2 protein-coding genes are annotated in these 14,748 nt (G+C 76.0%); one reads left to right on the forward strand and one right to left on the reverse strand.

Annotation, left to right across the window (positions count from 1 at the left end; genetic code table 11):
* Positions 1–37 precede the first annotated feature (37 nt).
* Positions 38–14,053, reverse strand: coding sequence for a type I polyketide synthase (locus tag ACF09K_RS27355; RefSeq protein WP_392247627.1), 14,016 nt, complete (start codon positions 14,051–14,053; stop codon positions 38–40).
* Between the two features lie 282 nt (positions 14,054–14,335).
* On the opposite strand from ACF09K_RS27355, the gene ACF09K_RS27360 reads away from it, so the two are divergent.
* Complete coding sequence (locus tag ACF09K_RS27360; protein WP_392247629.1) at positions 14,336–14,746, forward strand: YybH family protein; 411 nt, start codon at positions 14,336–14,338, stop codon at positions 14,744–14,746.
* Positions 14,747–14,748: the final 2 nt, after the last annotated feature.

The following is a 14,748-nucleotide window of genomic DNA, read 5'->3' on the forward strand; positions in this document are numbered from 1 at the left end:
GCCGACCCCCTCGTCGGCTCCGGGAACGGCCGCCCGGTCAGTTCAGGTCGTCGAGAAGTGCGAACAGTTCCTCGTCGCTCGCCTCGTCCAGGTCACCGGCCGCCAGTACCTCGTCGGCGGACGTGCGGCCGCTCGCCTGCTCGGCGACGCCCAGCAGCTCGCGCAGCTGCCCGGCGACGCTCTCGTAGGCCGCGGGATCGGCGGCCGCCGACCGGACGGCGGCCGTGAGCCGGCCGAGCTCCTCGACCAGCGAGTCGGCGGGCGACGCCGCCTCCACCTTGATCTGCCGTTGCAGGTGCGCGGCGAGGGCGGCGGGGCTGGGGTGGTCGAAGACCAGGGTGCTCGGCAGTCGCAGTCCGGTGGCGCTGTTGAGCTGGTTGCGCAGTTCGACGGCGGTGAGCGAGTCGAAGCCGAGTTCCTGGAAGGCGCGGTGGGCGTCGACGGCGCCGGCGTCGGCGTGTCCGAGGACCGCGGCGACCTGGGCGCGCACGAGGTCGACGAGGGCCTGCTCGCGCTCCTCCGGGGACAGGGCGCCCAGGCGTTCGGCCAGCGCGGGGCCCGCGTCCCGGCCACCGCCCCGGCCGGCCGGGGCGGCCGTGCGACGGCGGCCGGCCGGAGCCAGGTCGCGCAGCAGCGGCGGCAGACCGTCACCCGCCCTGCGCAGCGCGGCGAGGTCGAGACCGCTGACGGCGAGGACCGGTTCGGTGCCCGCCAGGGCGGTGTCGAACAGCGCCATCGCCTCGTCCGTGGCCAGCGGCTTGAGCCCGATACGGGCCAGACGGCGCAGGTCCGTCTCGTTCAGTTCGCCGCTGATGGTGCTGGTCTGGTTCCACAGGCCCCAGGCGAGGGAGGTGCCGGGCAGTCCGAGGGCCGTGCGGTACTGGGCGAGGGCGTCGAGGTAGGTGTTGGCGGCGGCGTAGTTGGCCTGGCCGGCGTTGCCGATCAGACCCGCGATCGAGGAGTACACGACGAACGCGTCGAGCTCGTCGCCGAGGGTGGCCTCGTGCAGGTTCCACGCCGCTTCGGTCTTCGGTTCGAGCACGGCGTCCAGGCGCTCGGGGGTCAGGTCGGTGAGGACGGTGTCGTCCAGGATTCCGGCCGTGTGGACCACGGCCCGCAGGGGCCGGTCCGCCGGGACGGACGCCAGCAGTTCGGCGACCGCTTCCTTGTCGGAGACGTCGCAGGCGGCGAGGGTGGCCTCGGCGCCCAGGGCGCGCAGTTCTTCCCGGAGGTCGGTGGCGCCGGGGGCGTCCGGGCCGCGTCGGGAGACCAGGAGCAGGTGGCGCGCTCCGTGGGTGGTGACCAGGTGGCGGGCCAGGACCGTGCCCAGGGTGCCGGTGGCGCCCGTGACGAGGACCGTGCCCTCGTCCCAGCGCACTGCCTGCTCACCGCCCTCACCGGTGGCCCGGCTCAGGCGGGGCACGTGGGCCGTCCCGGCGCGTACCGCCAGCTGGGGTTCGCCGGTGGCGAGGATCAGGGCGGTGTCCACGTCGGCGTCCGGTTCGACGTCGGCCAGGACGATGCGGCCGGGGTGCTCGGTCTGGGCCACCCGTACCAGTCCGGTGACGCCGGACGCCGGGAGGTCGGCGATCTCCTCGCCGTCCAGGGCGACGGCGCCGCGGGTCACCACGACCAGCGTGCGGTCCGCCCTGCTCTCGTCGATCAGGAAGTCCTGGACGCCGCGCAGGGCGTCGCGCAGCACCTCGGGCGCGGAGCGCCCCTCCGACACCACCTCCATCACCTCGGCCTCGACCGGGGCCGGGGCCGTAGCCCCCTGGGACACGGGCTTCCAGCGGACGGCGAACAGTCCGTCCGGGCCGTTCGGGGCGGCCGCCGCGCGCAGTGCCTCCGCCGACAGCGGGCGCAGGGTCAGGCCCTCGACGGTCGCCACCGGGGCACCGGTCCCGTCCGCCACCGCCAGCGACGCCTCCAGGGTCTCGGACTCCTGGTCGGACACGGTCAGGCGGACGCGCAGCGCGCCCGCCCCCACCGCGTGGAGGGTGACACCCGACCACGCGAAGGGCAGCCGGGCCCGGCCCGCCTCGTCCACCACGCCGGGCAGGAGGGTGTGCAGGGCGGCGTCCAGCAGGGCGGGGTGCAGCAGGTACTGTCCCGCCTCGGCTCCCTGGCCTTCCGGCAGGACGACCTCGGCGAAGATCTCGCCCTCGCCCTCGCCCCGCCAGGCCCGCCGCAGGCCCTGGAACACGGGACCGTAGGAGTAACCGAGCTCCTCCAGACGCGCGTAGGCGCCCTCCAGCGACACCTCCCGCGCACCCGCCGGAGGCCACACCGACAACGCCTCACCCGCCGACGCGTCCGACGGGACCAGCCGGCCCCGGGCGTGCAGCGTCCACGACCCCGCACCGGCCTCACCGGCATCGCCGAGGTCTCCGGCGTCCGCGTCCGGCCCGTCGGGCTCGGGGCGCGCGTACACCTCCACCCCGCGGTGCCCGGCGCCGTCGGCCTCACCGACCACGACCTGCACCTGCGTCCCGCCCCGCGCAGGCAGCACCAACGGCGCCGACAGCAGCAGTTCGTCGAGTGCCTCGGTGCCGGTCTGTTCGCCGGCGCGCAGCGCCATCTCCACCAGGGCGGTGGCGGGCAGCAGGACCGTGCCGTCGACGGCGTGCTCGGCCAGCCAGCCGTGGGTGTGCGACGACACCCGTCCGGTGAAGACATGGGTGTCCCGGTCGGCCAGGCCCACGGCCGCACCGAGCAGCGGGTGCTGCGCGGAGGCCAGGCCGAGGCCCGCGGCGTCCAGCGGGGCGCCCGAGCCGGCCAGCCAGTACCGCTCGCGCTGGAAGGCGTACGTGGGGAGGTCGACCCTGCGGGCGCCGGGGAGGACCCTGGTCCAGTCGGGACCGGCGCCGCGCAGCCGCAGCAGGGCCAGTGCCGCCGCCACGGACTCCGCCTCGGGCCGTCCGCGTCGCAGTGCCGGGACGAGCACCCCGGCCTCCTCGGTGAGGCACCCCGCCGCGAGCGCGGTCAGGACGCCGTCGGGCCCCAGCTCCAGGTACTCGGTGACACCCTCCGACTCCAGGAACCGCACACCGTCGTGGAACCGGACGGTGCCGCGGATGTGGCGGACCCAGTAGTCCGGTGACGTCAGTTCCTCGTCGGTGGCGAGGACACCGGTCACGTTGGAGACGACCGGGATCACGGGGGCCCTGAAGGTCAGGTCCGAGATGATGTCGCGGAACTCGTCGAGGATCTCCTCCATGTGCGGGGAGTGGAAGGCGTGCGAGACGGCCAGGAGCCTGACCCTGGCGCCCTTGGCCCGCCAGCCCTCCATGATCTCGGTGACGGCGTCCTCGTCGCCGGAGACGACGGTGGCGCGCGGCCCGTTGACGGCGGCGACGGAGACCCGCTCCTCGCCGTACGGCAGCAGGGAGGCGCGGACCTCGTCCTCCGCGGCCTGGATCGAGGCCATCGCACCGCCCTCGCGGGCGGCCTGCATCAGCCGCCCGCGCTCGGCGACCAGGACACAGGCGTCGGCGAGGTCGAGGACGCCGGCCAGGTGGGCCGCCGTGACCTCGCCGAGGGAGTGGCCGAGCAGGTAGTCCGGCCGCACGCCGTAGTGCTCGAAGAGGCGGTACAGGGCGACCTCGACGGCGAACAGCGCGGCCTGGGTGAAGACCGTCTGGTCGATCAGCGCGGCGTCGGCGGACGTCTCCGGGGCGAAGATCACGCCCTTCACCGGACGGACCAGCTCCGGGTCGAGATGCGCGCAGACCCGGTCCAGCGCCTCGGCGAACACCGGGTTGGTCTCGTACAACTCGCGGCCCATGCCGAGCCGTTGGGCACCCTGACCGGTGAACAGGAAGGCGGTCCTGCCGGGGCGGGCGGTACCGGCGCCGACCACGCCGGGGACCTGCCGGCCGTCGGCCGAACCGGCGAACGCGGCCAGGCCCTCGAGGAGCGCCTCGCGGCTGTCGCCCAGGACGGCGACACCCCGGTCGAGCAGGGCGCGTCCCGTGGCCAGCGAGTACGCGACGTCGGCCGCCTCCAGCCCGGGCCGGGCCTCGACGAACCGGCGCAGGCGCTCGGCCTGGTCGCGCAGCGACTTCTCCGTCCTGCCGGTAATGATCCACGGCAGGACACGCAGGGACGCACCGCTCGCACCGGACGCACCGGACGCACCGGACCTTCTGGCCGGGCGCGGCTCGGCCGGGGGTTCCTCGATGAGGACGTGGGCGTTGGTGCCGCTGATGCCGAAGGAGGAGATGCCCGCGCGGCGCGGCCGGTCGTCGGTGGCGGGCCATTCCCGTGCTTCGGTGAGGAGTTCGACGGCGCCGGCGTCCCAGTCGACGTGGCTGGAGGGTGTGTCGGCGTGCAGGGTCGGCGGCAGTGTCTCGTGCCGCATGGCCTCGATCATCTTGATGACGCCGCCGACACCGGCGGCCGCCTGCGAGTGGCCGATGTTGGACTTGAGGGAGCCGAGGTAGAGGGGTTTGTCGGTGGTGCGGTCGCGGCCGTAGGTGGCGAGGAGGGCCTGGGCCTCGATGGGGTCGCCGAGGCGGGTGCCGGTGCCGTGGGCCTCGACGGCGTCCACGTCGTCGGGGGTCAGGCCGGCGTTGGCGAGGGCCTGCTTGATCACGCGTTCCTGGGAGGGGCCGTTGGGGGCGGTGAGGCCGTTGCTGGCGCCGTCCTGGTTGACGGCCGTGCCGCGGATCACGGCGAGGACCTGGTGGCCGTTCCTGCGGGCGTCGGAGAGGCGTTCCACGAGCAGCAGGCCGACGCCCTCGGACCAGCCGGTGCCGTCGGCGTCGTCGGAGAAGGACTTGCACCGGCCGTCGGGGGACAGGCCCCGCTGGCGGGAGAACTCCACGAACGTGTGGGGGCTGTTCATGACCGTGACGCCGCCCGCGAGCGCGAGGTCGCACTCGCCGTTGCGCAGCGCGTTGACGGCCATGTGCATGGCGACGAGGGAGGAGGAGCACGCCGTGTCGACCGTGACGGCCGGGCCCTCCAGACCGTACGTGTACGACAGGCGGCCGGAGAGGACGCTGGAGAGGTTGCCCGCGAGCAGGAAGCCCTCGAACTCCTCCGGGGTGCCCTCCAGGCGCGAGGCGTAGTCGTCGTACATGGCGCCGGTGAACACGCCGGTCTCGCTGCCGCGCAGGGCGGCCGGATCGATGCCCGCGTTCTCGAAGGTCTCCCAGGCGGTCTCCAGCAGCAGGCGCTGCTGCGGGTCGGTCGCGGTCGCCTCGCGCGGTGACATGCCGAAGAACTCGCGGTCGAACAGGTCGGCGTCGTGCAGGAAGCCGCCCTCGCGGACGTACGACGTGCCCGGCCGGTCGGGGTCCGGGTCGTAGAGCTTCTCGATGTCCCAGCCGCGGTTGGAGGGGAACTCGCTGACGGCGTCGACGCCGTTCGCCACCAGGTCCCACAGGTCCTCGGGGGAGGACACACCGCCGGGGTAGCGGCAGGCCATGCCGACGATCGCGATCGGGTCGTCGGCGTGGGCCCCGGCGCGTCCGCGCCGGTTCCGGTCCTGGCCCTGATTGCGGTCCGGGTCCTGGCCCCGGGGGGCTTGGGCGGCCTCGGCCTCGGCCAGCAGGTAGGCGGCGAGCGCGCTCGGGGTCGGGTGGTCGAAGACCGCCGTGGAGGGCAGCCGCAGGCCGGTGGCGGCGGTGAGCCGGTTGCGCAGGTCGACGCCGGCCATCGAGTCGAAACCGAGGTCGTTGAACGCCCGGGCCGGATCCACGGCCGAGGCGCCCGGGTGGCCGAGCACCGCGGCCACGACGGTCCGCACCAGCGTCAGCACGGCGTCGCCCCGCTTGCTCTCCGGCAGGCCGGCGATCTGCCGCGCCCACTCGGAGCCGGAGCCCGAGCCGGAGCCGGAGCCGCCGGGCGCGCCGGCCCGCGCGGCCCGCCGCGGCCGCGGGCGCACCAGGCCGCGGTACAGCGCCGGGACCGGTGCCGTCTCGTCGGCCGCGAGCCTGCCCGGGTCCAGGGCCACGGGCGCCAGCAGCGGCTCGTCGCCGGCCAGCGCCAGGTCGAAGAGCGCGAGGCCCTCCTCCGGGGTGAGCGGGGTCATGCCGGCGCGCGCCCAGCGGGCGAGGTCGGCGTCGGTGAGGGACGCCCCCATGCCGTGCGTGCCGTCCCACAGGCCCCAGGCCAGCGAGGTGGCGGGCAGGCCGCGCGCGGCGCGGTGCTGGGCGAGCGCGTCCAGGTAGGTGTTGGCCGCCGCGTAGTTGGCCTGGCCCGCGGTGCCGGTGAGACCGGACACCGACGAGAACAGCATGAAGGCCGTCAGGTCCAGGCCGCGGGTCAGCTCGTGGAGGTGGCGGGCGGCGTCGGCCTTCGGCCGCAGGACGGCGTCCAGCCGTGCCTCGGTCAGCGACTCCAGGGTCGCGTCGTCCAGGACGCCGGCCGTGTGCACGACGGCGGTCAGCGGGTGCGCGGCCGGGACCGAGGCGAGCAGGGCCGCGACGGCGTCCCGGTCGCCGACGTCGGCGGCGGCGACGGTCACCTGCGCGCCGAGCGCGGTCAGCTCCCCGGCCAGCTCGGCGGCGCCGGGCGCGTCGGGACCCCTGCGGCTGCTCAGCAGCAGGTGCCGTACGCCGTGCGCGGTCACCAGATGGCGGGCGAACAGGGCGCCGAGCCCACCGGTGCCGCCGGTGACGAGGACCGTGCCGTCCGGGGTGAAGCGGGGGGTGGGCGCCCCGGCCGCCCGGGGGGTGCGGGCGAGCCGGGGCGCGTGCAGCCGGCCGTCGCGCACGGCCAGCTGCGGCTCCTCGGCGGCGAGCGCGGCAGGCAGCAGGGAGTCCGCCGCCGGGTCGTCGTCGAGGTCGATGAGGACGATGCGGCCGGGGTGCTCGGACTGCGCCGAGCGGATCAGGCCCCACACGGGCGCGCCCGCGAGGTCCACGTCGTCGGCGGGCCGTGCGGCGACGGCGTGCCGGGTCACCACGGCGAGCCGCGAGCCGGCGAACCGCTCGTCGGCCAGCCACCGCTGGACGAAGCGCAGCACCCCGCGGGCGGCGGGTCGCGGATCGCCCGCGGCGTCCGGGAAAGCGGGCACCCGCAGGAGGACCACGTCGGCCGGCTCCACGGAGGCGAGGAAGTCCTCGGAACCGGTCGAGCCGCCGGAGCCGGTCGAGCCGTCCGAGCCGGTCGCGTCCTCGGAGGCGACGGCCTCGGACCAGACCAGGGAGGTGTCCGGCGCGGGCGCGGGCAGTTCGCTCCACTCCACGCTGAACAGCGAGCCGGCGCCGGTGGGCGACGCCGCCGCGAGCCGGTCCCGGGGGACGGCGCGCAGGGCGAGGTCCAGGTCGGCGACCGGGGCGCCGGTGCCGTCGGCGACGGTGAGGACGGCGCGACCGGGGCCGGCGGGCGAGATCCGGGCGCGCAGTTCGGCGGCGCCCGCCGCGTGCAGGGTGACGTCGTTCCAGGCGAACGGCAGCCGGATGTCCGCCGGGTCCGTCCCCGCGCCCGCGTCGAGCACCAGCGGGTGCAGTACGGCGTCGAGCAGCGCGGGGTGCAGCCCGTACGCGGCGGCGCCGCCGGCCTGCGCCTCGGACAGGCTCACCTCGGCGAAGACGTCGGTGCCGCGCCGCCACACGGCACGCAGGGCGCGGAAGGCAGGGCCGTAGTCGTAGCCGAGCGCGGCCAGGCGGTCGTAGACGTCGTCGAGGCTCTCGGCGGTGGCGCCGGCCGGGGGCCAGGAGACGAGGTCCGCGTCGGCGGCGGGCGCCGCGCCGGCCGGGGCGAGCAGGCCGGTGGCGTGCCGGGTCCACGGCAGGGCGCGGTCGGCGCTGTCCGGGCGCGCGTGGACGGTGAACGGGCGCTGCCCGTCCGGGTCCGGCGTGCCGACCGCCACCTGGACGCGGACGGCCCCGCGCTCGGGCAGCGGCAGCGGCGCCTCCAGCAGCAGCTCCGCCAGGTGCGGGGCGCCGACGTGGCCGCCCGCCGCGACGGCGAGTTCGAGGAAGGCGGTGCCCGGGGCGATGACCGTGCCGGCGATCGCGTGGTCGGCCAGCCAGGGCTGGTCGGCGCGCGAGAGGCGGCTGGTGAACAGCGCGTCCTCCCGCTCGGCGAACTCCACGGCGGTGGTCAGCAGCGGGTGCCCGGCCGGGTCGAGGCCGAGGCTGCGGGCGTCGGTGCGCGGCGCGGCGTTCAGCCAGAAGCGGGTGCGCCGGAAGGGGTAGACCGGCAGGTCGGTGCGGACCCCGCCGGGGAAGAAGGAGGCGACGTCGAGCGGGGCGCCCTGGGCGTACGCCGTGGCCGTCGCGGTGGCGAGGGTCTCCGCCTCGGGGCGGCCGGCGCGCAGCACGGGGACGGCGGTGACCGCGGCCGCCGGGGTGTCCTCCAGCGTGCGCCGGGCCAGCGCCGTCAGCACGGCGTCCGGGCCGACCTCGACGAGGACGCCGGCCCCCTCGGCCGCCAGGCGCCGGGTGGCGTCGGCGAAGCGGACGGTCTCGCGGATCTGCCGCGCCCAGTAGTCGGGCGAGGCGAGCTGCTCGGCGGTGGCGATCTCGCCGGTCACCGTCGACACGATCGGGATGCGCGGGCGGTGGAAGGTGAGCCCGGCCGCGACGGCCCGGAACTCCTCCAGGATCCCGTCCATGTGCGGGGAGTGGAAGGCGTGCGAGACCGTCAGCCGGTGGGTGCGGCGGCCGGCCTCCCGCCATGCGCGGGCTGTCTCCTCCACGCGTTCGGCGTCACCGGATATCACCACGGAGGAGGGGGAGTTGACGGCGGCGACGGACACGGCGGACTCCTGTCCGGCGAGCCCCGCGACGATCTCCTCCTCGGTCCCCTCGACGGCGGTCATCGCGCCGCCGGCCGGCGCGGACTGCATGAGCCGGCCGCGCGCGGCGACCAGGACCGCGGCGTCCTCCAGGGAGAGGACCCCGGCGACGTGGGCGGCGGCGAGTTCGCCGATCGAGTGCCCGGCGAGCAGGTCGGGGGTCAGCCCGTGGTGGGCCAGCAGCCGGAAGAGGGCCGCCTCGACGGCGAACAGCGCCGGCTGGGTGTACGCGGTGCGGTCGATCAGCCCCTCGCCCGCGCCCTCGCCGAACAGCACGTCGCGCAGGGGCACCTCCAGGAGGCCGTCGAAGGCGGCGCACACCTCGTCGAGGGCGGCGGCGAACACCGGCCGGGCGGCGTACAGTTCGCGGCCGGCTCCGGCGCGCTGGGCGCCCTGGCCGGTGAACAGGAACGCGGTGCGGCCGGGGCCGTCCGCGGTGCCGGTGACGGTGTTCGGGGCGCCGGTGCCGGCGCTGAGCCCGGCCAGTCCGGCGAGCAGGTCCTCGGTGCCGGAGGCCAGGACGACGGCGCGGTGCTCGAAGGCGGTGCGGGTGGTGGCGAGCGAGAAACCGAGGTCGGCGAGGCCGGAGTCGGTGACGGGGCCGTGTTCGGAGCCGGGGTCGGAATCGGAGTCGGAGGTGGAGCCGGTGCCGGTGACGTGCGCGGCCAGGCGGGCGGCCTGCTCGCGCAGCGCCTCCGGGTCGCGGGCGGTCAGGACGTAGGGCGCGGGTCCGCCGTCGGGGGCGGCGGTGCCGTCGGACCGTGCGGACTTCCCGGCCGTCCCGCCGGCCTCGCCGGTGCCGTCGGCCCCGCCCGCCCCGGCCGGGGCGGTGGCCGGGGCCTCCTCCACGATGAGGTGGGCGTTGGTGCCGCTGATGCCGAAGGAGGACACGGCGGCGCGCCGGGGACGGCCGGCCCCGGGCCACGGGCGTTCCTCGGTGAGCAGGGCGACGGTGCCGTCGGACCAGTCGACGTGCGCGGTCGGCCGGTCCACGTGGAGCGTCCTGGGCAGCACGCCGTGCCGCATCGCCTGGACCATCTTGATGACGCCGCCGACGCCGGCGGCGGCCTGGGTGTGGCCGAGGTTGGACTTCAGCGAGCCGAGGTGGAGGGGGCGTTCGCTGTCGTGTCCGGGGCCGTAGACGGCCTTCAGCGCCTCCGCCTCGATGGGGTCGCCGAGGCGGGTTCCGGTGCCGTGGGCCTCGACGGCGTCCACGTCCGCGGGGGTCAGCCCGGAGTCGGCCAGCGCCTGCTGGATGACGCGCTGCTGGGACGGGCCGTTGGGGGCCGTCAGACCGTTGCTGGCGCCGTCCTGGTTGACGGCGGAGCCCCGCAGCACGGCGAGGACGGGGTGGCCGTTGCGCTGCGCGTCGGAGAGCCGCTCGAGCATGAGCAGGCCGACGCCCTCGGACCAGCCGGTGCCGTCGGCGTCGTCGGAGAAGGCCTTGCAGCGGCCGTCGGGGGCCAGACCGCGCTGGCGGGAGAACTCCACGAACATGCCCGGCGAGGACATGACGGTGGCGCCGCCCGCGAGGGCGAGATCGGTCTCCCCGGAGCGCAGCGAGCGGATCGCCAGGTGCAGGGCGACCAGGGAGGAGGAGCAGGCCGTGTCGACCGTGATCGCCGGGCCGACCAGGCCGAGCTGGTAGGCGATGCGGCCGGACATGACACTGGCGGTGGTGCCGGTCAGCACGCCGCCCTGGACGGACTCGGGGGCCTCGTCCATGCGCGGCCCGTACTCCAGGCCGGTGGCGCCGACGAAGACCCCGGTGCGGGTGCCGCGCAGCCGCGCGGGGTCGATCCCGGCGCGCTCGACGCCCTCCCACGCGGTCTCCAGCAGCAGGCGCTGCTGCGGGTCCATGGCCAGGGCCTCGCGCGGGGAGATCCCGAAGAACGCGGCGTCGAAGTCGCCCGCGTCGTGCAGGAACCCGCCGTGGCGCACGGAGCTGTGGCCGGGCCGGTCCGGGTCGGGGTCGTACAGGTCCTCGGGCCAGCCGCGGTCGGCCGGGAACCCGGTGACGGCGTCGCCGCCCCGGGCGACGAGGCGCCACAGGTCCTCGGGCGAGGCCACGCCGCCCGGGTAGCGGCAGGCCATGGCGACGACGGCGATCGGCTCGCCGTCGGTGTCCGCCGTCCGCCCCGCCGTCTCCTCCGCGGCCTCGGCCGCGCCGAGGAGTTCGGCCTCGACGAACTCGGCGAGGGCCCGCGGCGTCGGGTGGTCGAAGAGCAGGCCGCCGGGCAGCCTCAGGCCGGTGGCCCGGGCGAGCGTGCCGCGCAGTTCGGTGGCCATCAGGGAGCTGAAGCCCAGGTCGCGGAAGGGGACGTGGTCGGGCACGCGGTGGCCCGGCTCGTACTCCAGGACCGCGGCGATGTGGGGGTGCAGCAGGTCCTCGACGGCGCGCCGGCGTTCCGCCCCGCCGAGCGCGGCCAGCCGGCGGCCCAGCTCGCCGCGGGGGGCGGCGGCCGGGGGAGCCGCCTCGGGGACGGGAGCCGTCTCGGGGGCGGCCGTCCGCAGCGGGGCGCCGGCCGAGCGGACCCCGGCGGGCCAGTGGGAGCGGCGCTGGAAGGCGTACGTCGGCAGCTCGACGTGGCGCGCGGACCGGCCGCCGTACAGGGCCGTCCAGTCGGGCTCGGCGCCCCGCGTGAACGCGGTGGCCAGCGCGGTCAGCGCGGTCAGCGGCTCGGCGCGGCCGGCGCGCAGCAGCGGTACGGCGGCGACGGCGTCGGCCTCCCCGGCGGTGCCCGCCTCGGCGTCCGCGTCGGCCTCGGTGTCGGCGCCCGTGGCGCGGTCCTCGACGCAGTCCTTGACGAGGGAGGACAGCACGCCCTCGGGCCCCAGCTCCAGGAAGGTGCGCACACCGGCGCCCGCCAGGGCGCGGACGGCGTCGAGGAAGCGCACCGGGCGGCGGACCTGTTCGACCCAGTAGTCGGGCGAGGTGAACTGCCCGGCGGTCACCGGCTCCCCGGTGACCGTGGAGACGACCGGAATTAACGGCTCCGCGTAGTCGAGCGAGGCCGCGACCGCGCGGAACTCCGCCAGCATCGGATCCATGTGCGGGGAGTGGAAGGCGTGCGAGACGGTCAGGCGCTTCGTGCGGCGGCCCCGCTCCCGCAGGACGGCGGCCACCTCCTCGGCCGCGTCGGCGTCACCCGACAGGACGACGGAGCGGGGGCCGTTGACGGCGGCGACGGCGAGCGTGCCCGCGCGGTCCGCGAGGAGCGGCAGCACCTCGGCCTCGGTCGCCTCCACGGCGGTCATCGCGCCGCCCGCGGGCAGCGCCTGCATCAGCAGGGCGCGGGCGGCGACCAGGCGCGCGGCGTCGGCGAGGGAGAACACGCCCGCGACGTGGGCCGCGGCCAGCTCGCCGATGGAGTGGCCGGCGAGCAGGTCGGGCCGCAGCCCCCAGCTCTCGGCGAGGCGGAAGAGGGCGACCTCGACGGCGAACAGCGCGGGCTGGGTGGCGCCGGTCTCGTGCAGGGCCGTGCCGTCGGCGATCAGCTCGGCGAGCGGGCGCGGCAGCAGCGGGTCCAGGTGGGCCGCGACCTCGTCGAAGGCGGCGGCGTACGCCGGGAACGCCGCGTACAGCTCCTGGCCCATGCCGGTGCGCTGGGCGCCCTGGCCGGTGAAGAGGAAGGCCAGGCGGCCGGGCCGGACGGCCCCGGAGACGACGGAGGCGGCGGGGGTGCCGGCGGCGAGCGCGTCCAGGCCGGCGAGCAGCGCGTCGCGGCCGTCGGCGACGACGACGGCGCGGTGGCCCAGGAAGGCGCGGGTGGTGGCCAGCGCCCGGCCGGTGTCCTCGGCCGGCTGACCGGGACGCCCGGCGGCGAAGGCCCGCAGCTTCGCGGCCTGGGCCCGCAGCGCGTCCTCGTCGTGGCCGGTGACGATCCACGGCAGCGGGACGGCGGCCGCCGGGGCGCCGGAGTCCGCGACATCGGCGGACCCGGCGGGGGCCCCGGTGACGTCGGCGGGCTCGGCGGGGGCCTCGGAGACGACGACGTGGGCGTTGGTGCCGCCCATGCCGAAGGAGCTGACGCCGGCGATCAGCGTCCGGTCCTCGTCCGGCCAGGCCGAGGACTCGCGCTGCACGGCGATCCCGAGCTCGTCCGGCACGATCCGCGGGTTGGGCGTCTCGAAGTTCAGGCTGGCCGGGATCCTGCGGTGGTGCAGGCTGAGCAGCGTCTTGATCAGGCCGGCGATGCCCGCGGCGCCTTCGAGGTGGCCGATGTTGGTCTTCACGGAGCCGACCCGCAGGGCGGTGCGGGCGGTGCGGCCGCGGCCGAGCGCGGCACCGAGCGCGGCGGCCTCCAGCGGGTCGCCGACGGGCGTGCCGGTGCCGTGCAGTTCGACGTACTGCACCTCGCCGGGGGCGATCCCGGCGCGCTCGTACGCCTCGCGCAGCACCGCCTCCTGGGCGGCCGGGCTCGGCACGGTGAGCCCGTCGGTGGCGCCGTCGCTGTTGACGGCGCTGGAGCGGACGACGCCGTAGATCCGGTCCCCGTCGGCCAGCGCCCGGTCCAGCGGCTTGAGGAACACCATGCCGCCGCCCTCGCCCGGCACGAAGCCGTTGGCACGGGCGTCGAAGGCGTAGGTGGTCCCGTCCGGCGACAGCGCCCCGAAGCGGGACTCGGTGACAACGTTCTCCGCGAGCAGGTTGAGGTTCACGCCCGCCACCAGCGCGCCGTCGGCCTCGCCGGCGCGCAGGCTCTCGCAGGCCAGGTGGACCGCCACCAGGGAGGACGACTGGGCGGAGTCCACGGTCAGGCTCGGCCCGTGCAGACCCAGGTGGTACGAGACCCGGTTGGCGATGACACCGCGGTTGACACCGGTCATGGTGTGCTGGGTGACGGCCTCGGCGCCGTGCAGGTACAGCAGGCTCGTGTAGTCGTCGCGCAGGGCGCCGACGAACACGGCCGTCCTGCTGCCGCGCAGCGAGGCGGGGACGACGCCGGCGTCCTCCAGCGCCTCCCAGGCCAGCTCCAGCACGAGCCGCTGCTGCGGGTCCATGGCCGCCGCCTCACGCGGGGAGATCCCGAAGAACGGCGCGTCGAACGCGTCGACGGCGTCGAGGAAGCCGCCGCGCCCGGCGCCCAGCGAACGTCCGTCCGGGCCCCAACGCCCCTCCGGAACCGGGGTGATGGCGTCGGCGCCGCGGCTGAGAAGGTCCCAGAACGCGGCGGGGGAGTCCGCGCCCGGAAGCCGGCAGGACATGCCGATGACAGCAATGGGCTCCGCCCGCTCCCCGGTCGCGCCGCCCTCCCGGGTGGGTTCTGCGTGGGTGTCGTGCTCGCTGGTCGTCACTGTCGGGTGCCCTTTCCGTTCTGCGTATCGCAACGGTCCAAGACGTCCGCCTGCGCATTCGGAGCCCGGACGGCTCGGCGCGGCCTGCAACGACGTTATGCAGCAGGGGTCTTCCGAAGATCCAGCGTGTGACCACGGCCCGGTAATCGGAGGGGTGGCGCCGCGTTCCGGAGGGCGGTGTTACCCCTCGGTGAGCCCCCGGTTTCCGTCCTGCGGATAGCTTTTCGGCGTAGTTGTCACCCTCATCGCTCTTTCCATCCTCATTTTCCGGAGGACAGAAGAATGTCGAACACCGCCACGGCCGTCGAGCTCCCCAAGGAGCTCGAGGCACACCTCGAGAGTTACGTCGCCGCCTTCAACTCGGGCGACGCGGAGCGCGTCAATGCCCACTACACCGAAGCCGGCATCATCGCCTGGGAGAAGGGCAATCCGGTGAGCGGCGCGGACCGCCGGGCCGCCATCACCGAATTCCTCGCCACCATGCGGCCGCACATCGAGACCGACCTGCGGGAGGCGTACGTCACCGGCGACACGGCCCTGCTGGTCGTGGACTGGACCATGGAGATCAACACGGCGAGCGGCGAGGGCCGCGAGCGCCTGCGCGGCGTCGGCCTGGACGTCCTGCGCAAGCAGGCGGACGGCTCGTGGCTGTACGCCGTCGACGACCCGTTCGGCGAGGAACCGCGCGACTGACC

It is taken from the genome of Streptomyces sp. NPDC014882 (assembly GCF_043081325.1).
Taxonomy (GTDB): Bacteria; Actinomycetota; Actinomycetes; order Streptomycetales; family Streptomycetaceae; genus Streptomyces.

Coding starts and splice junctions, on each gene's coding strand:
- ACF09K_RS27360 (WP_392247629.1), top strand. CDS start 14,336: ATGTCGAACACCGCCACGGCCGTCGAGCTCCCCAAGGAGCTCGAGGCA.